Here is a 24,415-nt window from a genome sequence, read left to right on the forward strand (position 1 = left end):
ACTCTATGGTTCAACCCCGAAGGAGACCCGGTTTCATGGCTATCGCGGACGACGTCCCGGACGCTCGCGTGCGTTGGGGCCTGCGCGAGTGGCTGATGCTCGTGGTGGTGTGCGGCGCCTTCTCGCTGGACGCCCTGGACAACATCATGGTGGGCATCGCCACTCCCCAGATCAAGGACGAGTTCGATATGAGCACGTCCGCCGCACAGTGGGTGGTCAGCGCCTACGTCCTGGGCTTCGGCGGCTTCCTGCTGCTGGGCGGGCGCATGGCCGACCTGCTCGGCAAGCGGCGGGTGTTCCTGACCGGCCTCACCGTCCTCGCGGTCGGTTCACTCGCGGGCGGTCTGGCCACCAGCGGCTTCCTGGTGATCGTCGGCCGGCTGGTGATGGGCATCGGCGCCGCGCTGACCGCGCCCTCCGCCCTGTCCATCGTGGTCGGCACCTTCCCGGAGGGACCGCAGCGCAACCGCGCCCTCGGCATCTACACGGCCTGCGGTGCCGTCGGATACTCCATCGGCGTGGTGGTCGGCGGTGCCCTCACCCAGGCGAGCTGGCGCTGGACCTTCATGCTCTCCGTGCCGGTCGCCGTCGCCGCCCTCGTCGGCGCCCTGACCCTGGTCCCCAAGGACCCCCCGCACGACGGCACCGAGCGCCACTACGACGCCGCCGGCGCCGTCACCGTCACCGCCGCCATGCTGCTGCTGGTCTACGGCATCGTGCAGGCACCGGCCGAGGGCTGGCTCGCCGGCCGCACCCTGGGCGTCTTCGCGGCCGCGGTCCTGCTGCTCGCCGCCTTCACCGTCATCGAGTCACGCGCCCCGCAGCCGCTGCTCCGCCTCGGCCTGCTGCGCAACAAGTCCCTGGTCGGCGCCAGCCTGATCGCCGCCGCGATCCTCGGCACCTACATGAGCTACCAGTTCGTCGGCAGCCTCTACCTGCAGACCTACCGGGGCTGGTCCCCGCTGGAGATGGCCTTCGCCTTCCTGCCGATCGGCCTGCTGATCCTCACCTTCGCCCCGCGTGCCGGGAACTGGCTCGGCAAGACCGGACTGCGCCGGCCGATCTTCGGCGGCATGCTCGCCTACGCCGTCGCCTTCCTGCTCTTCCTGCGGGTCGGCGAGGGTTCCTCGTACTGGACGATGGTCCTGCCGAGCATGGTGCTGATCGGCATCGGCTTCCCGTTCGCCTTCACCGCCGCCAACGTGCAGGCCACCAACGGCGTCGACGAGTCCGAACAGGGCCTGGCCGCGGGCATCCTGCAGACCGGGTACCAGGTGGGCGCCGCGGTGGTGCTCGCCGTCGTGACCGTGCGCATGGGCGACGAGGACGACGCGGCCGACCGGCCCGCCCTGCTCTCCGGCTACCACCACGGCACCTGGGTGATCATCGTCATCGCGGCCGTGTCGGCTCTCGCGGTACCCGTCGCGGCGCTGGCCGCCCGGCTGCGGACCGGCGCGGCCACCCCGGCCGCGCCGGGTGCGCCGGGTGCGCCGACCGTCGGGGAGGAACGCACGGCCGAGTCGGCCGGCCGCCCCACGGGCCGATCCGCGGGCTGATCCGCGGGCTGATCCGCTACGACAGGAGGCCGCCCCTCGTGCGAGGGGCGGCCTCGTCGTCGTGCCGTACGGTCACTCCTCCAGCAGGTCCGGCTGCTCGTGGACGATCTCGTCCCACAGCAACTGGAAGCTGAACCGGCCGAGCTGCCGGTCCCCGAAGCCGTCGCGGGCCGCGAGCGCCTGCTCGTGGCTCATCGGCTCGGGCCGGCCGGCCGCCGCCGCGAGCAACTGCACCTGGGCCGCGGCCTCGTAGGTGAAGAACCAGTGCACCGCCTCGTCCACCGAACCGCCGACGGTGATCAGCCCGTGGTGGCGCAGCAGGATCGCCCGCCGGTCGCCCAGCCTGGCCGCGATGTCCTCGCCCTGGGCCAGGCTGATGGAGGGACCCTCGTAGTCGCCGTAGAGGACCTGGTCCTGGTAGAAGGCGGCGGACTCCTGGTCGAGCGGTTCCAGCAGCCTGCCGAGCGCGCCGAGCGCCCGCGAGTGGGGCGTGTGCCCGTGGGCCGCCGCGGTGGCGCCGGGACCGGCCCGGTGGATGGCGGAGTGGATCACGAAGGCGCTGGGGTTCACACGGTGGTGCCCCTCGACCACCCGGCCCTCCGCGTCCACCAGGATCAGGTCGCGGACCTTCACCCGGCTGAAGGAGACGCCGAACGGGTTCACCCAGAACCGGTCCGCGTCCTCCGGGTCGCGCACCGAGATGTGCCCCGAGACGCCCTCCCCGTAGCCGTACTTGCCGAACAGTCGCAGGGCGGCGGTCAGCCGCTGCTTGCGGTGCCTGCGCTCGTCCGCCACGGAGTCGAAGACCGGCTCCGTGGGCAGCGGGAGCCCGGTGTGGGTGTCCGCGAGGTACCCGGCCCGCTCGCGCGTGGCGATGTCACTCATCAGATAACTCCTCCGTGATCGGTGGTCGGTGGTCGGTACCGGCCGGGTCCTGGCCGGACCGGCGTTCACGCGGGTTGCCTGGAGTCCGCGAACCCGGCGGTGCTGCGGGCCGCGTCCCGCTGGATGGCTTCGGCGATGTCGACGGCGCGGTCCACCAGCGAGGGCACCCCGAAGGTGAAGAACAGCGACCCGGCGGCGAGGTCGCCCAGGACGTAGACCTGCCGGTCGGTCCCGCCGGCGTGCAGCAGGCCGCTGGTGGCCCGGGCCACGCCGACCCCGCCGCGCGGGTGCCGGGACGCGAGGCCCCGGCCGGTGAGCGAGTCGATCAGCGCGGCGGCGGCCGGCGGCACCCGGTGCGCGGGCGGACTCACGGCGTTGACGACGACATCGGCGGGGCGGACGCCACCGTCGCCGTACACCCGGAAGCCGCCGGTGGGTCCGGGGCTGACCCGCTCCACCCCGCGCAGGACACCGAGCCGTCCGCTGTCCGCCTGCGCCAGCAGTGCCGCGGCGCTGGCCGGCGGCATGGGGCAGCAGAGGCTCATGATCGTCCGGTAGTGGTCGCGCAGCAGCCCGGTCCGGTCCTGCTCGGGCAGCAGCGGCCACACGTCGGGGCCGGTGTCGGGGACGGCGCGCTGCAGGATGCGCAGCCCCGGATCGGGGTCGTCCACCCGGCCGAGCTGGCGGCGCAGCCGGGCGAGCGGTGCCTCGCCGCCGCCCGTCGCGATCTCCCGGGCGACCGTGTCGAAGCGGGAACCGGCGGCGGTCAGCTCGGTCCGCATCAGGGCGACGGCGTCCGCCAGGGGCAGCCGCTCGCCCCGCGCGGCCAGCGCGCGGAAGCGGGCCGCGGTGAAGAAGCGCAGCTCGTGCTCGACCGGGCGCTGCCGGACACCGGGCAGCACACCGCGCCGGGACGCCAGGACGACCTCCCCGGTGTGCCCGTTCGCGGTGAGGGCCAGCACGACGTCCACGGCGGTCAGTCCGCTGCCCAGCACGACCACCCGGTCCCGCTCGCCGATGCCGGCCAGCCGCCGGGTCACCGGGTAGGGATCGGGGACGAAGCCCGGCGCGCCCAAGAGCCCGTGCGGGTCGGCCGGCACCCCGGTGCCGACGCACAGCACCACGTGGTCCAGGCCGTGGGCGGCGCGGTCGGCGGTGCGCACGAGGAGCGAGCCGTCCTCGCGGGTCAGACCGGTGGCGGCCGCGCGCACCAGCCGGATCCGGCTGCCCAGGGCCGCCAGCCGGGTCAGGGCGCCGCGGGCGCACTGCTCCAGGTAGTCGCCGTAGAGGGCGCGGGGCGGGAACGGGATGCCCGAGCGGGTGTCCGTGTGGTCCGCGGGCGGGCCCAGCACCACCGACCGCGCTTCCAGCCAGCGCGAGAAGTGGGTCGGGTCGCCCGCCCGCACGGTCATGTCCTCGGGCGGGGCGTTCACCCGCAGGACCGCCGAGTCGGGCTGATAGGCACGTCCCCGCCACAGGTGCGGGGACGGATCGAATACGGTGACGGATTGCGGGACTTCCTCCTGCCGGCTCAGCGCGTCGAGCAGGCATACCGCGGAGGCACCTCCTCCGATCACCCCGATTCTCGTCGGAATTGGCATATGCGAGACCCCCGTTCGTGCGGGCGGCTTTCTGCGCCCGATGGAATCGGCCGACGGAAATCGGCCGTGCCGTACGGCGAACCGAAATGCGTACCGCAGGAAAACCCGGAAAACACGGCCTCATTGTTGTGGAATCCGGACGTTGTCCGTGGCGCGTGCACGCATAAGGGATGGCGGATTCGCGCATGGCGGGCGAATCCGGGGAAGGAGGAGTCAGACGCGGGCCGGCGAAGCCTGCCTGCGCCACTCGCGGGGCGTCAGCCCGTAGCGCTCCCGGAAGAGCTTGCTGAAGTGCGACGCGCTGTCCAGGCCCCAGCGTTCGGCGACGTTGGCGACCGTCAGATGCGCGGTGCGCGGATCGGCCAGGTCGTCACGACAGCGCCCCAGCCGCTCGTTGCGGATCCACAGGGCGGGGCTGGTGTTCTCGTCCTGGAAGAGCAGCTGGAGATAGCGCAACGAGATGTTGTGGCTCCTGGCCAGCACGCTCGGGCTCAGCTCCGCGGAGCCCAGCCGGGCCCGCGCGAACGTCTTGATGCGGTGCAGCAGCGCTTGGCGGGCCGCCGCGGGATCGTCGCCCGCCCTGCCGAGCTTTTCCGCGCACACGGCCGTGACCAGGCTGGCGACACTGGTGCCCAGCTGGTCCGCGACCGTCATGTCGAGCTCGGTCAGGTGCAGCGCCGCGCTGCGCAGCAGGCCGGCGAGGAGCACGCTGGCCCCCCTGGCGCCGGACCAGGTCGCCGCGCGCAGCGGATGCTCCAGCCCGACCCTGAGGTCGACCAGACGGTGGTCGAACTTCACGCTCACCATGTGGATGGGGCGCCGCATGCTCATGCGGAAGGGGCGGGAGCTGTCGTGGGAGAAGAGGTTGCCGGTCCGGGCGACGGCGGTGCGCCCGCCCTGGCTGACCTGGACCTCGCCGTCGAGGACGCAGGTCAGATAGAGAGGGGTGGAGGCGGCCTGGCCGGCCAGGCGTTCGGTGCGCTCGACGGAGTGCGGGCCGGCCTGGACGGTGGCGAGCTGGACGGTGCCGAAGGTGCCGGAGGCGATGGCCCCGTGGAAGTCGCCCGGATCCGTCCGGTAGACGTGCAGCGGCCCGCAGGCGTCGGCCACCATCTCCCCCCAGGTATGGAAACTGTGGTGCAGGTGTGAATCCCGCGTACGCAGAACCCGCACCGGTTCCCCCGTGTCGATGAGCGCGGTCTTCATGACCGGTGCCCGGCCGGAATGGACCCGGGTATGCCAGTGCCTCGTCGTGGGCGGGGCATGAAAACTCCTTTCCTTGCCATACAAACCGGTAGGAGCAGTTCTCGGTGACATTCTGTGCCAGCGTCCGGCCGGGCTGGCAGTAACGTTTACGCCATGGTCAAAGTCGCAATTGTTGACACTGTGTACGTCCTGGTGGCCGTGTCGGCACCGGCCCTTTGCGCTGGGTAGTTCATACAGATTTCATGACGCGAAACACGACCGACGGCTCGCGGTGCGGCCGGCCACCGGCACGACGTGACAGGACGACCGGAAAGCCGTTCTTGACGTCACGCGGTGCCGGTGCAGGAGGCCGCCCGCTACGCCACGGGCCCGCCGCCGTGCACGACCTCGTGCTCCCACGCCGTACGGGGCTGGGTGTGCAGCCGCCAGTAGTGCTCGGCGATCTCGTCGGGGTCGTAGGCGGTACCGGGTGCTACGGCGCCGGGTACGGTCACCGAGGCCACGTGGACACCCGCCGGACCGTACTCCGCGTCGAGCAGGCTGACCAGGGTGCGCACCCCGAATTTTCCGAGACCCAGACTGACGTAGCCGGGGTCGGGGCGCGGCATGCCCCCGGTGACCAGGATCGATCCGTGCCCGCGCGCGGCCATGGCCGGAGCCACGTGCGCCGCGGTGCTGAGCGCGCCGACCACGTTGACGGCCCAGGCGTCCAGCTGTCCGCGCGCGTCCAGTTCGCCCGGGGCGTCCCGGCGGATCAGCGCCGCGTTGTAGACGGCCACGTCGATCGGCCCGAGTTCCGCCGCGGCCCTGTCCAGCGCGGAGTGCAGCGCCGCCTCGTCCGTGCTGTCCGCGGTGAGCGCGAGGACCTTCCCGCCGCCCTGCCCGATCTCCGCGGCCACCCGGGTCACGGTCTCCGCGCGGCGCGCGATCACGGCGACCGCCAGCCCCCCGCGCGCGAACCGGTCCGCGACGGACTTGCCGATCCCCGGCCCCGCACCGACCACCACTGCCGTCGTCACCATCAACTCCCGTGTGTCTGAGGACAGTTACAACCGGAGCGTATGTTCCAGGAGCGGTGGGACCCATTCCGCTCGGGGTCCGGGCCACCCGGAAGGGGGAACCGCGGTCACGGAGCGTGGCGGCGGGCCGGGCCGCCGGCCCGCGGGCGGGGACGCCGTACGAACGACACCGGGGCGGCGGGAGAGTTCCCGCCGCCCCGGTGGTGGTGCGTCACCGTCTCACGGAGAGGCCGGCGGATACAGCGACCTCGGCAGCTGGGCCGCCGCGGCCGAGTCCAGGAGCCACAGGGTGCGTCGGCGGCCCTGGGCGCCCGCTGCCGGGGCCTGGATCTCGCCCGCGCCCGAGAGGGCGATGGCGACGGCCTCGGCCTTGTCCTCGCCCGCCGCCAGCAGCCAGACCTCGCGGGCCGAGCGGATGGCGGGGAGGGTGAGGGAGACCCGGGTCGGCGGCGGCTTGGGGGCGCCGTGGACGCCGACCACCGTGCGTTCCGTCTCGCGGACCGCGGGGAGCTCGGGGAAGAGCGAGGCCACGTGGGTGTCCGGGCCGACGCCCAGCATCAGGACGTCGAAGGTCGGCACCGGACCGTGGTTCTCGGGGTCGGCCGCTGCGGCCAGCTCCGCCGCGTAGGCCTCGGCCGCCGCGTCCACGTCGGTGCCCCAGGGGCCGTCCGACGCGGGCATGGCGTGCACGCGCTTCGGGTCCACCGGAACCTGGTCGAGCAGGGCCTGGCGGGCCTGGGTGACATTGCGCTCCGGGTCGCCCTCGGGCAGGAAGCGTTCGTCGCCCCACCACAGGTCGAGCCGGCCCCAGTCGACGGCGTCCCTGGCCGGGGCCGCCGCCAGGGCCGCCAGCAGGCCGTTGCCGTTGCGGCCGCCCGTGAGGACCACGGACGCCTCGCCCCGGGAGGCCTGGGCGTCCACGATCTTCGTGATCAGACGGGCCGCGGCGGCCTGCGCCATCAGCTCCTTGTCGTGGTGCACGACCAGCTGGGGAGTGCTCATGTCGCCTTCGCCCTCTTCTTCAGCGGTGCCGGTTCCTGCGGCGCCGCTTCTGCCGCGGGAGTCTCGGCAATGGCTTCGGGCTCTGCTCCGGGCTCTGCTCCGGGCTCTGTTCCGGGCTCGGCGACGGGCTCCGCTCCGACGGCGACCGGTGCTCCTTTGGGCAAGGAGTCCGGGACCGGGAGCACCGCCGTCGCCGACGCGTTCAGCCGCTCCACCCCGAACCGCAGCGCCGAGGCGTAGGTGTCGTCCGGGTCGAGTCGCCGCAGTTCCTCGGCGATCAGCTCGGCCGTCTCCCGCCGCTTCAGCGCCACCGCCCGGTCCGGCTGACCGTCGATGGACAGGGTGGCGAGGGAGCCGTCGGCGCGGTCGAGCGCGATCGCGCCCTCGCTGGTGTCGAGCCGCACCGCCGTCAGACCGGGACCGGCCGACAGCGACCGCCGGACGGGGACGTCCAGCCGGTCCGCGAGCCACATGGCCAGCAGCTCACAGCTCGGGTTGAACTCCTCGCCCTCCACCTCGACGGCCTTGACCTCGCAGACCACCTGGTCCAGGGCCGCCGCCAGCATCGAGCGCCAGGGCGTGATCCGGGTCCAGGACAGGTCCGTGTCGCCGGGCGTGTAGGTGTCCGCGCGGGCGGACAGCTCCCGTACCGGCTGCTCGGAGGAGTAGGTGTCGGTGACCCGGCGCTGGGCGAGCGCGCCCAGCGGGTCCTTCGCCGGGTCCAGCGGGGCGTTCACCGGCCACCAGACGACGACCGGCGCGTCGGGGAGCAGCAGCGGCAGCGCGACCGAGTCGGCGTGGTCGGCGACCTCGCCGTGCAGCCGCAGGATCACCGTCTCACCGGAGCCCGCGTCCACGCCCACCCGGACCTCGGCGTCCAGGCGGGACGCCGTACGGTCGCGGGGGGAGCGGGAGACGCGCTTGATGACGAGCAGCGTGCGCGAGGGGTGCTCGTGCGAGGCGTCGCCGGCGGCCTTCAGGGCGTCGTACGCGTTCTCCTCGTCGGTGACGATGACGAGGGTCAGCACCATGCCCACGGCGGGCGTGCCGATGGCCCGGCGGCCCTGCACCAGCGCCTTGTTGACCTTGCCGGCCGTGGTGTCCGTGAGGTCTATCTTCATGGCCGGCGCCAGCTCCGTCCGTCTCGTGCGAGCATCTCGTCGGCCTCGGCGGGACCCCAGGTGCCCGACTTGTACTGCGCGGGCCGGCCGTGCGTGTCCCAGTACTCCTCGATCGGGTCGAGGATCTTCCAGGACAGCTCGACCTCCGCCGTGCGCGGGAAGAGGTTGGAGTCGCCGAGCAGCACGTCCAGGATCAGCCGCTCGTACGCTTCCGGGCTCGACTCGGTGAAGGACTCGCCGTAGGCGAAGTCCATCGAGACGTCCCGGATCTCCATCGAGGTGCCCGGCACCTTGGAGCCGAAGCGGACCGTGATGCCCTCGTCGGGCTGGACGCGGATGACGATCGCGTTCTGGCCGAGCTCCTCCGTCGCCGTGTGGTCGAAGGGGGAGTGCGGGGCCCGCTGGAAGACCACCGCGATCTCGGTGACCCGGCGGCCCAGGCGCTTGCCGGTGCGCAGGTAGAAGGGGACGCCCGCCCAGCGGCGGTTGTCGACCTCGACCTTGACGGCCGCGTAGGTGTCGGTCTTCGACTGGGCGTCGATGCCGTCCTCTTCGAGGTAGCCGATGACCTTCTCGCCGCCCTGCCAGCCGGCCGCGTACTGGCCGCGCACGGTGGAGGTGCCCAGGTCCTTCGGCAGCCGTACGGCGCCGAGCACCTTCTCCTTCTCGGCGGCCAGCGCGTCCGCGTCGAAGGAGGCGGGCTCCTCCATCGCGGTGAGCGCCATCAGCTGCAGGAGGTGGTTCTGGATGACGTCACGGGCGGCGCCGATGCCGTCGTAGTAGCCGGCCCGGCCGCCGATGCCGATGTCCTCGGCCATGGTGATCTGCACGTGGTCCACGAAGGACCGGTTCCAGATCGGCTCGAACATGGTGTTGGCGAAGCGCAGCGCCAGGATGTTCTGGACGGTCTCCTTGCCGAGGTAGTGGTCGATCCGGAACACCTGGTCCGGTTCGAACACCTCGTGCACGACCTTGTTGAGTTCCTCGGCCGACTTCAGGTCGTGGCCGAAGGGCTTCTCGATGACCGCGCGCCGCCAGGAGCCGCCGGTCTGGTCGGCCAGACCGTGCTTCTTCAGCTGCTGGATGACGACCGGGAAGGAGCGCGGCGGCACGGAGAGGTAGAAGGCGAAGTTGCCGCCGGTGCCCTGCGCCTTGTCCAGCTCCTCGATGGTGGAGCGGAGGCGCTCGAAGGCGTCGTCGTCGTCGAAGGTGCCCTGGACGAAGCGCATCCCCTGGATGAGCTGCTGCCAGACCTCCTCGCGGAACGGGGTGCGGGCGTGTTCCTTGACGGCGTCGTGGACCTCGGCGGCGAAGTCCTCGTTGGCCCACTCGCGGCGGGCGAAGCCGACCAGGGAGAAGCCCGGCGGCAGCAGACCCCGGTTGGCGAGGTCGTAGACGGCGGGCATGAGCTTCTTGCGGGAGAGGTCGCCCGTGACGCCGAAGATGACCAGGCCCGACGGCCCCGCGATACGCGGGAGCCGTCGGTCCGCGGGGTCACGAAGCGGGTTCGCTCCGGAACCGGAAAAGGGGGACAAGATGTCAGCCCTCCGAGGGGGCCAGGCGCTCCAGCTCCGCCTGGGTCGACTTGAGCAGGTCGTTCCAGGACGCCTCGAACTTCTCGACGCCCTCGTCCTCCAGTACCTGGACCACGTCGTCGTACGAGATCCCGAGCGCCTCTACGGCGTCCAGGTCGGCGCGGGCCTGCTCGTACGTGCCGGTGATCGTGTCGCCGGTGATGCCGCCGTGGTCCTCGACCGCGACGAGGGTGGCCTCCGGCATGGTGTTGACCGTGTTCGGCGCCACCAGGTCGTCGACGTACAGGGTGTCCTTGTACGCCGGGTCCTTGACGCCGGTGGAGGCCCACAGCGGACGCTGCTTGCGGGCGCCCGCGCTCTCCAGGGCGGTCCAGCGGGCCGAGGAGAACACCTCCTCGTACGCCTGGTAGGCGAGCCGCGCGTTGGCGACGGCGGCCTTGCCGCGCAGCGCCTTGGCCGCGTCGGTGCCCAGGTCGTTCAGGCGCTTGTCGATCTCGGTGTCCACCCGGGACACGAAGAACGACGCCACCGAACGGATGAGCGACAGGTCGAGGCCGCGCTCCTTGGCCTTCTCCAGACCGGCCAGGTAGGCGTCCATGACCGCGCGGTAGCGCTCCAGCGAGAAGATCAGCGTGACGTTGACGCTGATACCGAGGCCGATGACCTCGGTGATCGCCGGCAGGCCCGCCCGGGTGGCCGGGATCTTGATCAGGGTGTTGGGGCGGTCGACCAGCCAGGCCAGCTGCTTGGCCTCGGCGACGGTCGCCGTCGTGTTGTGCGCCAGGCGCGGGTCGACCTCGATCGACACCCGGCCGTCCTGGCCGTCGGTCGCGTCGAACACCGGGCGCAGGATGTCGGCGGCGTCACGGACGTCCGCCGTCGTGATCATGCGGATGGCCTCTTCGACGGTCACCTTGCGGGCGGCGAGGTCGGCGAGCTGCTGGCCGTATCCGTCACCGCCGCTGATCGCCTTCTGGAAGATCGACGGGTTGGTGGTGACGCCCACGACGTGCTGCTGGTCGATCAGCTCGGCGAGGTTGCCGGACGTGATCCGCTTGCGCGACAGGTCGTCCAGCCAGATCGCGACGCCTTCCTCGGAGAGGCGCTTGAGTGCGTCTGTCATGGAATTACATCTCCTACGTGTCGTTATGAGCGTCAGCGCTGGGCGGCGGCGATGGATTCCCGGGCCTTGTCGATCGACTTCTTCGCCTGATCGGCAACGTGCTCGGCATTGAAGCCGAACTCCTGGAAGAGCACCTTGCCGTCGGCGGAAGCACCGAAGTGCTCCAGGGAAACGATGCGGCCGGCGTCGCCCACGTACTTGTGCCACGTGAGACCGATACCCGCCTCGACCGAGACACGAGCCTTGACGGACGGCGGCAGAACGCTGTCCCGGTACCCCTGGTCCTGCTCCTCGAACCACTCCACGCAGGGCATGGACACGACGCGCGTGGGCACGCCGTCGGCCTCAAGACGCTCGCGCGCCTCGACGGCGACGTGCACCTCGGAACCGGTGGCGATGAGGATGACCTCCGGGGCCCCGTTCGAGGCCTCGAAGAGGACGTAACCGCCCTTGACGGTGTCCTCGTTGGACTCGTACACCGGCACGCCCTGGCGGGTCAGCGCGAGGCCGTGCGGGGCGCCCTTGCCGAACACCTTGGTGTAGCGCCGGAGGATCTCGCGCCAGGCGATCGCGGTCTCGTTGGCGTCCGCGGGGCGCACGACGTTGAGACCGGGGATGGCGCGCAGCGAGGCGAGGTGCTCGACCGGCTGGTGCGTCGGGCCGTCCTCGCCGAGGCCGATGGAGTCGTGGGTCCACACGTACGTCACCGGCAGGTGCATCAGCGCCGACAGGCGCACGGAGTTGCGCATGTAGTCGGAGAAGACGAGGAACGTACCGCCGTAGACACGGGTGTTGCCGTGCAGGGTGATGCCGTTCATCTCCGCGGCCATGGAGTGCTCGCGGATACCGAAGTGGATGGTGCGGCCGTAGGGGTTCGCGCCCGGCAGCGGGTTGTCCGCCGGCAGGAACGAGCTGTCCTTGTCGATGGTCGTGTTGTTCGACCCGGCGAGGTCCGCGGAACCGCCCCACAGCTCGGGGATGATCGCGCCGAGGGCCTGCAGCACCTTGCCGGAGGCCGCGCGGGTCGCGATGCCCTTGCCGGGCTCGAAGACCGGGATCTTCTCCTCCCAGCCCTTGGGCAGCTCGCCCGCCGCGATCCGGTCGAACTCGGCGGCCCGCTCGGCGTTGTTGTCCCGCCACAGCTGGAAGGACTTCTCCCACTCGGCCTTGGCGGCCGCGCCGCGCTCCCCGGCCTGCCGGGTGTGGGCGATGACCTCCTCGGCGACGTCGAAGTTCTTCTCCGGGTCGAAGCCGAGGACGCGCTTGGTGGCCGCGACCTCGTCCGCGCCCAGCGCCGAGCCGTGGGCGGCCTCGGTGTTCTGCGCGTTCGGGGCGGGCCAGGCGATGATCGAGCGCATCGCGATGAAGGACGGCTTGTCCGTCACCTTCTTCGCGGCCTCGATCGCGTTGTAGAGGGCGTGCGGGTCCAGGTCGCCGTCCGGCTTCGGGGCGATGCGCTGGACATGCCAGCCGTACGCCTCGAACCGCTTGACGGTGTCCTCGGAGACGGCCGTCTCGGTGTCGCCCTCGATCGAGATGTGGTTGTCGTCCCACAGCAGGACCAGGTTGCCGAGCTTCTGGTGGCCGGCCATCGAGGACGCCTCGGCGGAGATGCCCTCCTGGAGGCAGCCGTCACCGGCGATGCAGTACACGAAGTGGTCGAAGGGCGACTCGCCCTGCGCGGCCTCCGGGTCGAACAGACCGCGTTCGTAGCGGGCGGCCATGGCCATGCCCACGGCGTTGGCGACACCCTGGCCCAGCGGGCCTGTGGTGGTCTCGACACCCTTGGTGTGGCCGTACTCCGGGTGACCGGGGGTCTTCGAGCCCCAGGTGCGGAACGCCTCCAGGTCCGCCAGCTCCAGACCGAAACCGGCCAGGTAGAGCTGTGTGTAGAGGGTCAGCGACGAGTGACCGGCGGACAGCACGAAGCGGTCGCGGCCCACCCAGTCGGGGTCGGACGGGTCGTGCCGCATCACCTTCTGGAAGAGGGTGTACGCGGCCGGCGCCAGGCTCATCGCCGTACCCGGATGGCCGTTGCCGACCTTCTGTACGGCGTCGGCGGCCAGGACACGGGCGGTGTCTACGGCCCGCTGGTCCAACTCGGTCCAGTCGAGGTCTGTGGTGGTCGGCTTGGTGCTCACCCTGAGTCAGGGCTCCTCTCCACATGTTCGGATACCGGTCCTCGGGCATACGCCCACACCGGCTGCCGGTGGCCTGGGTGCCCACCGGCCGTTGTCGAGCCTACCCCCGTAAGGACGTGCATTTTTTCGAGTGTTTCCAGACTGCCGGGCCTTGCGGGGATCCGCCTCCCGACTGGCCGGGAAGGCATTCGGCACATGAATACGGAGCCGCTCATCTGACTGCTCAATCGAGCCACCCCGCCCCTCTCCCGAGACGCCCCCCAACACGACCCCACCCCCGCGAAGGTCGGGGTATGGGCAACGTCTAAAGTGGCGTGGTACGCGCGAGCCTTTACCGTGAGTTCACACGGCGGGGCTCGCTGGGAGTCTCTGTCAGGGGTGTGCGTGACGGCCGTCGAATCCCGTCCAGCGGGGGTACTCGGTGCGAGCGAGAGCCCGAGTCACCGGCCGTTCGGGGCCCGTGTCAAAGCTTTCGTGGCGCTGACCAAGCCACGGATCATCGAGCTGCTGCTCATCACCACCGTTCCGGTGATGTTCCTCGCGCAGCAGGGCGTGCCCGATCTGACGCTGGTGCTGCTCACCTGCGTCGGCGGCTACCTGTCCGCGGGTGGCGCCAACGCGCTGAACATGTACATCGACCGGGACATCGACGCGCTGATGGACCGCACCTCGCAGCGTCCGCTGGTGACCGGCATGGTCAGCCCGCGTGAGTGCCTCGCCTTCGGTATCAGCCTGGCGGTCGTCTCCACGCTGCTGTTCGGCCTCACCGTCAACTGGCTGAGCGCCTGGCTGTCACTCGGAGCGCTCCTCTTCTACGTCGTCGTCTACACGATGATCCTCAAGCGGCGTACCTCGCAGAACATCGTGTGGGGCGGGATCGCCGGCTGCATGCCGGTGCTGATCGGCTGGTCGGCCGTCACGGACTCGCTCTCCTGGGCGCCGCTCATCCTCTTCCTCGTCATCTTCTTCTGGACGCCGCCGCACTACTGGCCGCTGTCCATGAAGGTGAAGGACGACTACGCGCGCGTGGGCGTCCCGATGCTGCCGGTCATCGCCTCCAACAAGGTGGTCGCCAAGCAGATCGTCATCTACAGCTGGGTGATGGTCGCCGTCTCCCTCCTCCTGACCCCCCTCGGCTACACCGGCTGGTTCTACACCCTGGTCGCCCTGGCGGCGGGCGGCTGGTGGCTGTGGGAGGCACACGCCCTGCAGCACCGCGCGAAGTCCGAGGTGTCGGGCGGGAAGCTCAAGGAGATGCGCCTGTTCCACTGGTCCATCACCTACGTCTCCCTGCTCTTCGTGGCCGTGGCGGTCGACCCCTTCCTTCGCTGACCCACGTCACACCGCCCTGCCCTCGCCAGCCGATCTACCGCTGAGTAGCATCCTGCTCATGGCAGACACGCAGCAGGTTGAGGCGGACCAGAAGGCCGAGCGCAAGGTCGCGCGCCTCGCCAAGCAGATCAGCACCTTCGCCAAGGCCCACGGCGGCGCCGAGGGCCAGGTGGCCTACATCGGCGAACGCGGCGCCCGCATCGTCCTCGTCGGCGCGGACGGCGGCTGGGGCGACCTGGTGGCCCCGAGCACCGAGATCGCCCAGCAGGCGGTGGAGAAGGCGGGCATCACCGTCCACGAGTCCTTCGACGGCGAGTTCGCGGCCAAGGTCCAGACCGGCCCGTACGAGTGGAAGCGGATGGCCGGCATTCAAGTGGGCGGCTGATCCAGCGCCCCTTCAGGGGCGCGGGGCTGTATCTGATATGCGGCTCCGCCGCGTGGGCGCGACCAGCCACACACGGCCCGCACCCGCCGTACAACCGGTACCACCCACCCCGGACCGCGACCTCCATCCCGGTTCACCCGTTAAGACGGTCAAGTAGCCGTCCACACGGGAGCCAGGATGATCGAAACGCCGTCCTTGGTGGACCAGTACTGCCACGGAGTGCTGCGCACGGAGCTCGGCCTCGGCACCTTCGAGGCCCAGCTCGCCCGCACCGAAGGTCCCCCGGCCCCCGGCACCACCCTCTTCGACACCCAGACCGGTTTCGCGGTACGCCGCTGGTGCCCCCCGCTCCTCGGCCTGGAACCCCACTGCCCACCCGCCCGCTACCTCGCCCGGCGCCGTGAACTCGGCGTCCTGGAGGCGGGCCGCCGGCTCCTGCGCGGCAGCGGCATCACCACCTACCTCGTCGACACCGGCCTGCCCGGCGACCTCACCGGCCCCACCGAGATGGCCTCGGCCGGCGACGCCCAGGCCCGCGAGATCGTCCGCCTGGAACTCCTCGCGGAGCAGGTCGCCGACACCTCCGGCACCGTCGAGTCCTTCCTCGCCAACCTCGCCGAGTCGGTGCACGGCGCCGCGGCGAACGCGGTCGCCTTCACCTCGGTCGCCGGTCTCCGGCACGGCCTCGCCCTGGCCCCCGAGCCGCCCGGCCCCGGCGAGGTGCGGGGCGCGGCCGGCCGCTGGCTGGCGGGCCGCCGGGTCGGCGGCGAGCTGTCCGACCCGGTGCTGCTACGGCACCTGCTGTGGATCGCGGTGGCCTCCGGCCTCCCCCTCCAGCTGCACGCGGGCCTCGGCGAGCCCGGCGCCCGGATCGACCGGACCGACCCGGTCCTGCTCACCGACTTCGTCCGGGCCACCGCGGGGCTCGGCACCGACCTGGTCCTGCTGCACGGCTACCCCTACCACCGCCACGCCGCCCACCTCGCCGGCGTCTTCCCGCACGTCTACGCCGACTCCGGCGCGGCCCTGGTCCGTACCGGTGCCCGCGCCGCGAGCATCCTCGCCGAGATCCTGGAACTGGCCCCCTTCGGCAAGATCCTCTTCTCCAGCGGTGCCCACGGCCTGCCCGAGCTGCACGTGGTCGGCGCCCGGCTCTTCCGCGAGTCGCTCGCCCGGGTGCTGGGCGGCTGGGCCGCCGAGGGCGCCTGGTCGCTGGGGGACGCCCAGCGGGTGGCGAAGCTGATCGCGGCGGGGAACGCGAAACGGGTGTACGGCCTGGAGTGAGCTGTACAGACTGGGCGGATGGACACCGAGACGTTACTGGCCCGCTTCGTCCGCGAGCTGTCGTCGCTGGACCCGGTCGCCGTCTGGGCGCACGGCTCGCTCGCCGCCGGTGACTACCAGGAGGGCCGCAGCGACCTGGACCTGATCGCGGTGCTGCCGGGCCGGGTGACCCCGGCCGTCGTCTGGCGGATCGCCCTGGTCCACGCCCGGCTGCGCGCGCTGCCGCTCGCCGCGGGGCTGCACTGCACCTATCTGACCCCTGCGACGGCGGCCGATCCCGGCCGGCGCCATCCGACCTGGGCGCACGAGGAGCTGTTCCGGCGGACGGTCACCCCGGTGACCCGGCGCGAGCTGCACGCCTTCGGGCGGGTGCTGCACGGCCGCCCGCCCGCCGGTCTGCTGCCGCCGGTGGAGGACCGGGAACTCACCGACTTCGTCGTCCGCGACCAGCGCGACTTCTGGCGGCCCGCCCTGGACAACGTCCCGCTGTGGACCCGGGACGTCTGGGTCGACCTGGGGCTGATCACCTTCGCCCGGGCCACCGTCACCGCCCGCGAGGGCCGGCTGATCTCCAAGCGCGAGGCACTCGACCTGCTGCCCGGCCTGGGCGCGCCCACCGAGGTCGTCGAGGACGTCCGCAGCCGCCGCTACGACACCCCCGCGCCGCCCACCGAGCAGTGGACGGCAGACCGGGCCCGCCTCACCCGGGACTACTTGGTCCCGGCGATCGACGCGCTCACCGCGTCGTACGACTGAGCGGGCAGCTCGGCCCTCACGTCGGCGCGCTCCCGCAGGGACAGCAGGACCCGCAGCACACCGATCCACACCAGGCAGGAGCCGAACATGTGGAGGCCGACCAGGACCGTCGGCAGGTGGGTGAAGTACTGGACGTAACCGATCACGCCCTGGCCGAGCAGGATCAGGAACAGGTCGCGGACGCGGTCGCGCGGTCCCTGGGGCGCGCCGACGCCCTTGAGGAAGAACCACAGCGCGAAGGTCAGCGACACCACGATCCAGGCCAGCACCGCATGCAGCTCGGCGACGCCCGACCAGCTGACGTCGATGCGCTCGACGTCGCCGGAGTCGCCCGGGTGCGGTCCCGCGCCGGTCACCACGGTGCCCACGGCGATGAGCAGCAACGACACCACCACCAGGGCCCACACCAGCTGCTGCACGGCCTTGCCGACCAGCGGCCGCGGCTCCCCGTCGCCCTCGCCGGTGCGCTGCCACATCACGGCGGCGACCGTGATGAGGGCCGTCGCCAGCAGGAAGTGGGCGGCGACGGTGTACGGGTTGAGCCCGACCAGCACCACGATCCCGCCGAGGACCGCGTTGCTCATCACCAGCCAGAACTGCGCCCAGCCCAGCCGGGTCAGGCCGCGCCGGTACGGCTTCTCGGACCGGGCGGCGATGATCGCCCAGCCGACCGCCGCGCACAGCACGTACGTCAGCATGCGGTTCGTGAACTCGATGGCGCTGTGGTAGCTCAGCGCGTTCGTCGGGGTCAGCGAGCCGGCGGTGCACTCGGGCCAGGTCGGGCAGCCGAGGCCCGAGCCGGTGAGCCGCACCGCGCCGCCGGTGACCACGATGACCACCGACATGACGAGCGCGGCGAGCGCGGCCCGCCGGACGGTCCGGGGCTGCGGAGTCCAGCGGTCGGCGATGAAGGCGAGCGGGTTGCGCAGCGCCGCTACGGCGTCGGCGGGGGTCAGCTTTGGCACGCGCACCATCGTAGGGGGCCGCTTGTGCATGCGTTCACGAGGGTCACTCCCAGCGGAAGAAACGGCCCGCGGCGGCCAGGCCCAGCACCGCCCACACACCGAGGATCCCCAGGTCGCCCCAGGGTGTCCCGGCCCCGTGCTGGAGCACGTCCCGCAGCCCGTCCGACAGGGCGGAGATGGGCAGCAGGCCGAGGACGTCCTGGGCGCCGCCGAACTTGTCCAGCGGGACGATGACCCCGCCGCCCACGAGCAGCAGCAGGAAGACCAGGTTGGCGGCGGCCAGGGTCGCCTCCGCCTTGAGCGTGCCCGCCATCAGCAGGCCCAGCCCGGAGAAGGCGGCCGTGCCGAGGACCAGCAGGAGCAGGACGGCGAGGGGGTTGCCGTGCGGGGACCAGCCGAGGGCGAAGGCGATCACCGTCAGGAGGACGACCTGGAGGATCTCCGTGACCAGGACCGACGCGGTCTTCGCGGCCATCAGGCCCCAGCGGGGCAGCGGGGAGGAGGCGAGCCGCTTGAGGACGCCGTAGCGGCGCTCGAAGCCCGTCGCGATGGCCTGGCCGGTGAAGGCCGTGGACATGACGGCGAGGGCGAGGACGCCGGGGGCGAGGAAGTCGACCGACTTGCCCGCGCCCGTGTCGACGACGTCCACCGAGCTGAACAGGACGAGCAGGAGGGTCGGGATGACGACCGTCAGCAGCAGCTGCTCGCCGTTGCGCAGCAGCATCCGCGTCTCCAGGGCCGCCTGCGCCGCGATCATGCGGAGCAGCGGGGCGGCGCCCGGCCGGGGGGTGTACGTGCCGGTGCCGGTGTCGGTCGCGGTGGTCATGAGCGCAGCTCCTTGCCGGTCAGCTCAAGGAAGACGTCTTCCAGGGTGTGGCGTTCGACCGAGATGCGGTCCGGCATCACCCCGTGCTGGGCGCACCACGAGGTCACCGTGGCCAGCAGCTGTGGATTGACCTTGCCCATGACCCGGTAGGAGCCCGGGGTCAGCTCGGCGGCCGAGCTGTCGGTGGGGAGCGCCTTGAGGAGCGAGCCGACGTCGAGGCCGGGGCGGCCGGTGAACCTCAGGGTGTTCTCGGCGCCGCCCTTGCACAGCTCCTCGGGGGAGCCCTGGGCGATCACCCGGCCGGCGTCGATGATCGCGACGTCGTCGGCGAGCTGCTCGGCCTCGTCCATGTGGTGGGTGGTGAGGATGACCGAGACGCCGTCGGTGCGCAGGTCCCGGACCAGGTCCCAGGTGGCCCGCCGGGCCTGCGGGTCGAGTCCGGCCGTCGGCTCGTCGAGGAAGACCAGTTCCGGGCGGCCGACCACGGCCATCGCGAGCGCGAGGCGCTGCTGCTGGCCGCCGGAGAGGCGCCGGTACGACGTCCGGCCGCAGCCTCCCAGGCCCAGCCGTTCGATCAGCGCGTCCACGTCGAGCGGATGCGCGTGCAGTCTGGCCACGTGCCGCAGCATCTCGTCCGCGCGGGCGCCGGAGTAGACGCCGCCGGACTGGAGCATCACGCCCACCTTGGGGCGCAGCTCGGCGGACTGGCGTACGGGGTCGAGGCCCAGGACGCGCACCGAGCCGGAATCCGGCCGGCGGTACCCCTCGCAGGTCTCGATCGTCGTCGTCTTGCCCGCTCCGTTGGGGCCGAGTACGGCGGTCACCCCGGGCCGGGCCACCAGGTCGAGGCCGTCCACGGCGGTCTTCGTGCCGTACCGCTTCACCAGGTCCCGCACCTGGACCACGGGCTCACTTCGCATGGTGACAGAGTCTAAGGACGCCCGGCGTCACCCGGACGGCCGGGTGCTAGATCTCCTCCTCACGGGGTCGGTGTACGGCCAGCCATCGCTCGGCGTAGGCCACGGCTTCGGCCATCGGGAACAGCCGGGTCTCGGCCGCGCCGACCGTGCCGCGGACGACGACCGGGCGGTCGCGTTCGAAGTCGTAGCCCAGTTCGTCGAAGCGGTCGGAGGTGATCGACACCTCCGTCACCTCCTCCCAGCCGCCGCCGGGCGCGGGCCTGCCGACCGCGACGCGCGGCGAGGGGATGCGGTACTCGGCCAGGTGGAAGGCGGTACAGGTGGCGTAGCCGGTGCCGAGCATCAGCACCCGCGCGTCCAGCTTCTCCAGCCGGGCCAGCGGGCTCTGCTCGCCGAGCCGGCAGTCGGGGGCGTGGCCCTCGGTGATCTCGGCCGCGCGGGGGCCGATCGCCGCGAAGGAGGTCTGCGGGTGCGCGCTGCGCAGGGCGCCCGGCCAGTTCCGTACGGTCTCGGGGATCACCCCGACCCCGCGCGAGGGCGTGCGCAGGGGGTCGTACTCCGGCATGGTCGCCCGGATCGTCGGCCACCACTCCTCGGGCACCGGCGGGTGCTGCCAGACCGCCGGGTCGGAGAGGTCGCCGGTCTGGGTGGGGACCACCAGGGTGCCGCCCGTGCCGCCCGTGCCGCCCGTGCCGAGCGCGTCGAGGAGTCCCTGGACGACGGCCACGGCTCCGCCGTTGACCCAGCCGAGGGAGCTGAGTGAGGTGTGGACGAGGAGGGTCTCGCCGGGCTTGACACCGAGGGCGCGAAGCTGCTGCGCGAGGGTGTCCCGCGTGACAAGAGGGCCGGTCGGAGGGGGTGTGGGCATGGTTCCGGAGTCTTGCGGAGGGGGCGGTCGCGCGCCACCGGTTTGGCTGAGGGATGATCGATCAAAGATCGTTTCCCCAGGTCAGATTAGGTATGCCTAAGTGACGCAGGGCACCGTCGGGTCGCCCGGACGCGGCTTGCCTGCCTCTGAGGAATTACGCAACAATGGCGTTGTGAAAAACGTCGACGAGGCTCGGGAGACCCCCATCGGGGTCCCGCAGGAGGAGCTGGCGACCGGTGAGCGTTCCACGCGCAACCGGGTCGCGCGGTCGATCCTGGACCACGGCCCGTCGACCGTCACCGAGCTGGCCGGACGCCTGGGCCTGACCCCGGCGGCCGTACGCCGGCATCTGGACGCGCTGGTCGCCGACGATGTCGTGGAGGCACGCGAGCAGCGGGTGTACGGCGCACGGACCCGCGGCCGGCCCGCCAAGGTCTTCGCCCTCACCGACTGCGGCCGGGACGCCTTCGACCAGTCGTACGACAAGCTGGCCGCCGACGCGCTGCGCTGGATCGCCGAGCAGGGGGGCGGCCAGGAGGCGGTCGCCGCCTTCGCCCGGGCCCGGATCACCGCCCAGGCGCGCGCCTACCGCAAGGCGATCGAGAGCGTGCGCCCCGACGAGCGGGCCGAGGCGCTGGCCAGGGCGCTGAGCGTGGACGGGTACGCTGCCACGGCGCGCAGCGCACCGGTCGGCGAACAGCTGTGCCAGCACCACTGCCCGGTCGCCCATGTCGCGGAGCAGTTCCCCCAGCTGTGCGAGGCGGAGACGGAGATCTTCGCCGAGCTGCTCGGAACGCACGTCCAGCGACTGGCGACCATCGCGCACGGCGACGGCGTCTGCACGACGTTCATCCCCAAGATTTCCACTGACGCATCTGCTAGCACGGCCGGGAGGAACCCCGCATGACTCTCCCCACGGAGACTGCCCACCCTGAGCTCGAAGGCCTGGGCAAGTACGAATACGGCTGGGCCGACTCCGACACGGCCGGCGCCTCCGCCAAGCGCGGCATCAACGAGGACGTCGTCCGGGACATCTCCGCGAAGAAGTCCGAGCCCGAGTGGATGACCAAGCTCCGCCTCAAGGGCCTGCGCCTCTTCGAGAAGAAGCCCATGCCGAACTGGGGCTCGGACCTGTCGGGCATCGACTTCGACAACATCAAGTACTTCGTGCGCTCCACCGAGAAGCAGGCGGAGTCCTGGGAGGACCTGCCCGAGGACATCAAGAACACCTACGACAAGCTGGGCATCCCGGAGGCGGAGAAGCAGCGCCTGGTCGCCGGTGTCGCCGCCCAGTACGAGTCGGAGGTCGTCTACCACCAGATCCGCGAGGACCTGGAGGAGCAGGGCGTCATCTTCCTGGACACCGACACCGCGCTGAAGGAGCACCCGGAGCTCTTCAAGGAGTACTTCGGCACCGTCATCCCCGTCGGTGACAACAAGTTCGCGTCGCTGAACACCGCCGTGTGGTCGGGCGGCTCCTTCATCTACGTGCCGAAGGGCGTGCACGTCGAGATCCCGCTGCAGGCCTACTTCCGGATCAACACGGAGAACATGGGCCAGTTCGAGCGGACCCTGATCATCGTCGACGAGGGCGCCTACGTGCACTACGTCGAGGGCTGTACGGCCCCGATCTACAAGTCGGACTCGCTGCACAGCGCCGTGGTCGAGATCATCGTCAAGAAGAACGCCCGCTGCCGCTACACGACCATCCAGAACTGGTCGAACAACGTCTACAACCTGGTCACCAAGCGCGCCGTCGCCTACGAGGGCGCCACCATGGAGTGGATCGACGGCAACATCGGCTCCAAGGTGACGATGAAGTACCCGGCCGTCTACCTGATGGGCGAGCACGCCAAGGGCGAGACCCTCTCCATCGCCTTCGCGGGCGAGGGCCAGCACCAGGACGCCGGCTCCAAGATGGTCCACATGGCGCCGAACACCTCCTCCAACATCGTGTCGAAGTCCGTCGCCCGTGGCGGTGGCCGCACGTCCTACCGCGGTCTCGTCGAGATCGGCGAGGGCGCCGCCGGCTCCAAGTCCAACGTGCTCTGCGACGCGCTGCTGGTCGACACCATCTCCCGCTCGGACACGTACCCGTACGTCGACGTCCGCGAGGACGACGTGTCCATGGGCCACGAGGCGACCGTCTCCAAGGTCTCCGAGGACCAGCTCTTCTACCTGATGAGCCGTGGCCTGACCGAGTTCGAGGCGATGGCGATGATCGTGCGCGGCTTCGTCGAGCCGATCGCCAAGGAGCTCCCCATGGAGTACGCCCTCGAACTCAACCGGCTGATCGAGCTCCAGATGGAAGGCGCGGTCGGCTAAGCCACCGCCCTCACCGTCACGCCACTCACGTAAGAAAGCGAGCAGACCGACAGCCATGGCTGAGGCTCAGAACACCCCGGTGGGCTCCACCACCGCCGGCGCCATCGCGGTGGCCGCCGAGTCGACCGTCGCCACGCGCATGAGCGCGCCCCCGTCCTTCGACGTCGCGGACTTCCCGGTCCCGCACGGCCGCGAGGAGGAGTGGCGGTTCACCCCGCTGGAGCGCCTGCGCGGGCTGCACGACGGCACGGCGGTCGCCACCGGCGACAGCCTGAAGGTCGCGGTGGAGGCCCCCGAGGGCGTCACCGTCGAGCTGGTCGGCCGCGACGACCCCCGGCTCGGCCGGGCCGGCGCCCCCGTGGACCGGGTCGCCGCCCAGGCATACTCCGCCTTCGAGCAGGCCGGCGTGGTCACCGTCCCCAAGGAGACGGTGCTCACCGAGCCGATCCGGATCAGCGTGCACGGCCAGGGCGGCGTCGCCTTCGGCCACCAGGTCATCGAGCTGGGTGCCTTCGCCGAGGCCGTCGTCGTCATCGACCACACCGGTGACGTGGTCACCGCCGCCAACGTCGAGTACGTCCTCGGCGACGGCGCCAAGCTCACCGTCGTCTCCGTCCAGGACTGGGACGACAAGGCCGTCCACGTCGCCCAGCACAACGCCCTGGTCGGCCGCGACGCCAGCTTCAAGTCCGTGGTCGTCACCTTCGGCGGCGACGTCGTACGACTGCACCCGCGCGTCGCCTACGCCGGCACCGGCGGCGAGGCCGAGCTGTACGGCCTGTACTTCACCGACGCCGGGCAGCACCAGGAGCACCGCCTCCTCGTCGACCACAACACCCCGCACTGCAAGTCCAACGTCGCCTACAAGGGCGCGCTCCAGGGCGACGACGCGCACGCGGTGTGGATCGGTGACGTCCTCATCGAGGCCAAGGCCGAGGGCACCGACACCTACGAGATGAACCGCAACCTGGTCCTCACGGACGGCGCGCGGGTCGACTCGGTGCCGAACCTGGAGATCGAGACCGGCGAGATCGTCGGCGCCGGCCACGCCTCCGCCACCGGCCGCTTCGACGACGAGCAGCTCTTCTACCTGATGGCCCGCGGCATCCCGCAGCACGAGGCCCGCCGCCTCGTCGTCCGCGGCTTCTTCGCCGAGCTGGTCCAGCAGATCGGTGTCGCCGACATCGAGGAGCGCCTGCTCGCCAAGATCGAGGAGGAGCTGGAGGCCTCGGTCGCATGACCAGCACCTTCGTACGCGCCTGCGGGCTGAGCGAGCTGGCGGAGGACACCCCCAAGCGGGTGGAACTCGACGGCACGCCGGTCTCGGTCGTGAAGACCGAGGGAGAGGTGTTCGCGATCCACGACATCTGCTCCCACGCCAACGTCTCGCTCTCCGAGGGCGAGGTGGAGGACTGCCAGATCGAGTGCTGGCTGCACGGCTCCAGCTTCGACCTGCGCACCGGCAAGCCGTCCGGCCTCCCGGCCACGCGCCCCGTCCCCGTTTACCCCGTAAAGATCGAAGGGGACGACGTGCTCGTCTCCCTCACCCAGGAGTCCTGAGGCAC

At 71.3% G+C, this 24,415-nt stretch carries 22 protein-coding genes; 9 read left to right on the plus strand and 13 right to left on the minus strand.

Annotated features, from left to right (window positions below):
• Positions 1-35 precede the first annotated feature (35 nt).
• On the plus strand, positions 36-1,556 hold the full coding sequence (locus tag ACGFZS_RS05285) for an MFS transporter (RefSeq protein ID WP_393793938.1): 1,521 nt from the start codon (positions 36-38) through the stop codon (positions 1,554-1,556).
• A 72-nt stretch (positions 1,557-1,628) separates the two neighbouring features.
• Here ACGFZS_RS05285 and ACGFZS_RS05290 read toward each other — a convergent pair whose 3' ends face one another.
• The 9 genes from ACGFZS_RS05290 to tkt all read right to left on the minus strand — a co-directional run bounded on the left by ACGFZS_RS05290 (position 1,629) and on the right by tkt (position 13,189).
• Positions 1,629-2,441, minus strand: a complete 813-nt coding sequence (locus tag ACGFZS_RS05290) for a class II aldolase/adducin family protein (protein ID WP_393793939.1) — start codon at positions 2,439-2,441, stop codon at positions 1,629-1,631.
• Between the two features lie 65 nt (positions 2,442-2,506).
• Positions 2,507-4,018 (minus strand): FAD/NAD(P)-binding protein, encoded by a 1,512-nt coding sequence (locus ACGFZS_RS05295; RefSeq protein WP_393793940.1) that lies wholly within the window; start codon positions 4,016-4,018, stop codon positions 2,507-2,509.
• A 237-nt stretch (positions 4,019-4,255) separates the two neighbouring features.
• Complete coding sequence (locus ACGFZS_RS05300; protein ID WP_393793941.1) at positions 4,256-5,155, minus strand: helix-turn-helix domain-containing protein; 900 nt, start codon at positions 5,153-5,155, stop codon at positions 4,256-4,258.
• 449 nt (positions 5,156-5,604) lie between these two features.
• The gene (locus ACGFZS_RS05305; protein ID WP_393793942.1) at positions 5,605-6,270 is read right to left on the minus strand and encodes an SDR family NAD(P)-dependent oxidoreductase; all 666 of its coding nucleotides are present in this window, start codon (positions 6,268-6,270) and stop codon (positions 5,605-5,607) included.
• A gap of 216 nt (positions 6,271-6,486) precedes the next feature.
• Positions 6,487-7,269 carry a 6-phosphogluconolactonase gene (pgl, locus tag ACGFZS_RS05310; protein WP_393793943.1) on the minus strand — a complete coding sequence of 261 codons (783 nt, stop codon included), beginning with the start codon at positions 7,267-7,269 and terminating at the stop codon, positions 6,487-6,489.
• Entirely contained in the window at positions 7,266-8,390 is a 1,125-nt protein-coding gene (gene opcA / locus ACGFZS_RS05315; RefSeq protein WP_393793944.1) for a glucose-6-phosphate dehydrogenase assembly protein OpcA, read from the minus strand. Before opcA ends, pgl begins: the two co-directional genes overlap by 4 nt.
• A complete protein-coding gene (gene zwf / locus ACGFZS_RS05320; protein WP_355715272.1) occupies positions 8,387-9,925 on the minus strand; it encodes a glucose-6-phosphate dehydrogenase in 1,539 nt (512 codons plus the stop codon). Before zwf ends, opcA begins: the two co-directional genes overlap by 4 nt.
• Positions 9,926-9,929: 4 nt before the next feature.
• Positions 9,930-11,048 (minus strand): transaldolase, encoded by a 1,119-nt coding sequence (gene tal / locus ACGFZS_RS05325; RefSeq protein WP_359222085.1) that lies wholly within the window; start codon positions 11,046-11,048, stop codon positions 9,930-9,932.
• Between the two features lie 32 nt (positions 11,049-11,080).
• Positions 11,081-13,189 carry a transketolase gene (gene tkt, locus ACGFZS_RS05330; protein ID WP_393793945.1) on the minus strand — a complete coding sequence of 703 codons (2,109 nt, stop codon included), beginning with the start codon at positions 13,187-13,189 and terminating at the stop codon, positions 11,081-11,083.
• Between the two features lie 378 nt (positions 13,190-13,567).
• Between tkt and ACGFZS_RS05335 the strand changes: the two genes are divergently transcribed.
• From ACGFZS_RS05335 to ACGFZS_RS05350, 4 genes are all read left to right on the plus strand, one after another.
• Positions 13,568-14,521: a heme o synthase gene (locus ACGFZS_RS05335; RefSeq protein ID WP_359222081.1), complete on the plus strand. Its 954-nt coding sequence runs from the start codon at positions 13,568-13,570 to the stop codon at positions 14,519-14,521.
• 58 nt (positions 14,522-14,579) lie between these two features.
• Positions 14,580-14,906 carry a hypothetical protein gene (locus ACGFZS_RS05340; RefSeq protein WP_359222079.1) on the plus strand — a complete coding sequence of 109 codons (327 nt, stop codon included), beginning with the start codon at positions 14,580-14,582 and terminating at the stop codon, positions 14,904-14,906.
• A gap of 177 nt (positions 14,907-15,083) precedes the next feature.
• On the plus strand, positions 15,084-16,190 hold the full coding sequence (locus ACGFZS_RS05345) for an amidohydrolase family protein (protein WP_393793946.1): 1,107 nt from the start codon (positions 15,084-15,086) through the stop codon (positions 16,188-16,190).
• A gap of 18 nt (positions 16,191-16,208) precedes the next feature.
• Complete coding sequence (locus ACGFZS_RS05350) at positions 16,209-16,946, plus strand: nucleotidyltransferase domain-containing protein (RefSeq protein WP_393793947.1); 738 nt, start codon at positions 16,209-16,211, stop codon at positions 16,944-16,946.
• Here the strand turns inward: ACGFZS_RS05350 and ACGFZS_RS05355 are convergent.
• From ACGFZS_RS05355 to ACGFZS_RS05370, 4 genes are read right to left on the minus strand one after another with little or no spacing between them, the layout of a single operon-like run.
• Entirely contained in the window at positions 16,901-17,920 is a 1,020-nt protein-coding gene (locus ACGFZS_RS05355) for a heme A synthase (RefSeq protein ID WP_393793948.1), read from the minus strand. The two genes, ACGFZS_RS05350 and ACGFZS_RS05355, sit on opposite strands and share 46 nt — an antisense overlap.
• Before the next feature lie 34 nt (positions 17,921-17,954).
• Positions 17,955-18,737 (minus strand): ABC transporter permease, encoded by a 783-nt coding sequence (locus ACGFZS_RS05360; RefSeq protein WP_393793949.1) that lies wholly within the window; start codon positions 18,735-18,737, stop codon positions 17,955-17,957.
• Positions 18,734-19,657, minus strand: a complete 924-nt coding sequence (locus ACGFZS_RS05365; RefSeq protein WP_393793950.1) for an ABC transporter ATP-binding protein — start codon at positions 19,655-19,657, stop codon at positions 18,734-18,736. Before ACGFZS_RS05365 ends, ACGFZS_RS05360 begins: the two co-directional genes overlap by 4 nt.
• A gap of 46 nt (positions 19,658-19,703) precedes the next feature.
• Entirely contained in the window at positions 19,704-20,525 is an 822-nt protein-coding gene (locus tag ACGFZS_RS05370) for an aminoglycoside N(3)-acetyltransferase (protein WP_393655621.1), read from the minus strand.
• Positions 20,526-20,697: 172 nt separating this feature from the next.
• Here ACGFZS_RS05370 and ACGFZS_RS05375 point away from each other — a divergent pair, with 172 nt between their 5' ends.
• From ACGFZS_RS05375 to ACGFZS_RS05390, 4 genes are read left to right on the plus strand one after another with little or no spacing between them, the layout of a single operon-like run.
• On the plus strand, positions 20,698-21,432 hold the full coding sequence (locus tag ACGFZS_RS05375; RefSeq protein ID WP_359222065.1) for a metalloregulator ArsR/SmtB family transcription factor: 735 nt from the start codon (positions 20,698-20,700) through the stop codon (positions 21,430-21,432).
• Positions 21,429-22,850, plus strand: a complete 1,422-nt coding sequence (sufB, locus tag ACGFZS_RS05380; protein ID WP_189260921.1) for a Fe-S cluster assembly protein SufB — start codon at positions 21,429-21,431, stop codon at positions 22,848-22,850. Before ACGFZS_RS05375 ends, sufB begins: the two co-directional genes overlap by 4 nt.
• Before the next feature lie 55 nt (positions 22,851-22,905).
• On the plus strand, positions 22,906-24,090 hold the full coding sequence (gene sufD, locus ACGFZS_RS05385; protein ID WP_393793951.1) for a Fe-S cluster assembly protein SufD: 1,185 nt from the start codon (positions 22,906-22,908) through the stop codon (positions 24,088-24,090).
• On the plus strand, positions 24,087-24,410 hold the full coding sequence (locus ACGFZS_RS05390) for a non-heme iron oxygenase ferredoxin subunit (RefSeq protein ID WP_365680686.1): 324 nt from the start codon (positions 24,087-24,089) through the stop codon (positions 24,408-24,410). Before sufD ends, ACGFZS_RS05390 begins: the two co-directional genes overlap by 4 nt.
• Positions 24,411-24,415: the final 5 nt, after the last annotated feature.

Origin of the sequence: Streptomyces sp. NPDC048288, from assembly GCF_043201555.1 — a bacterium.
Classification (GTDB): Bacteria; Actinomycetota; Actinomycetes; order Streptomycetales; family Streptomycetaceae; genus Streptomyces.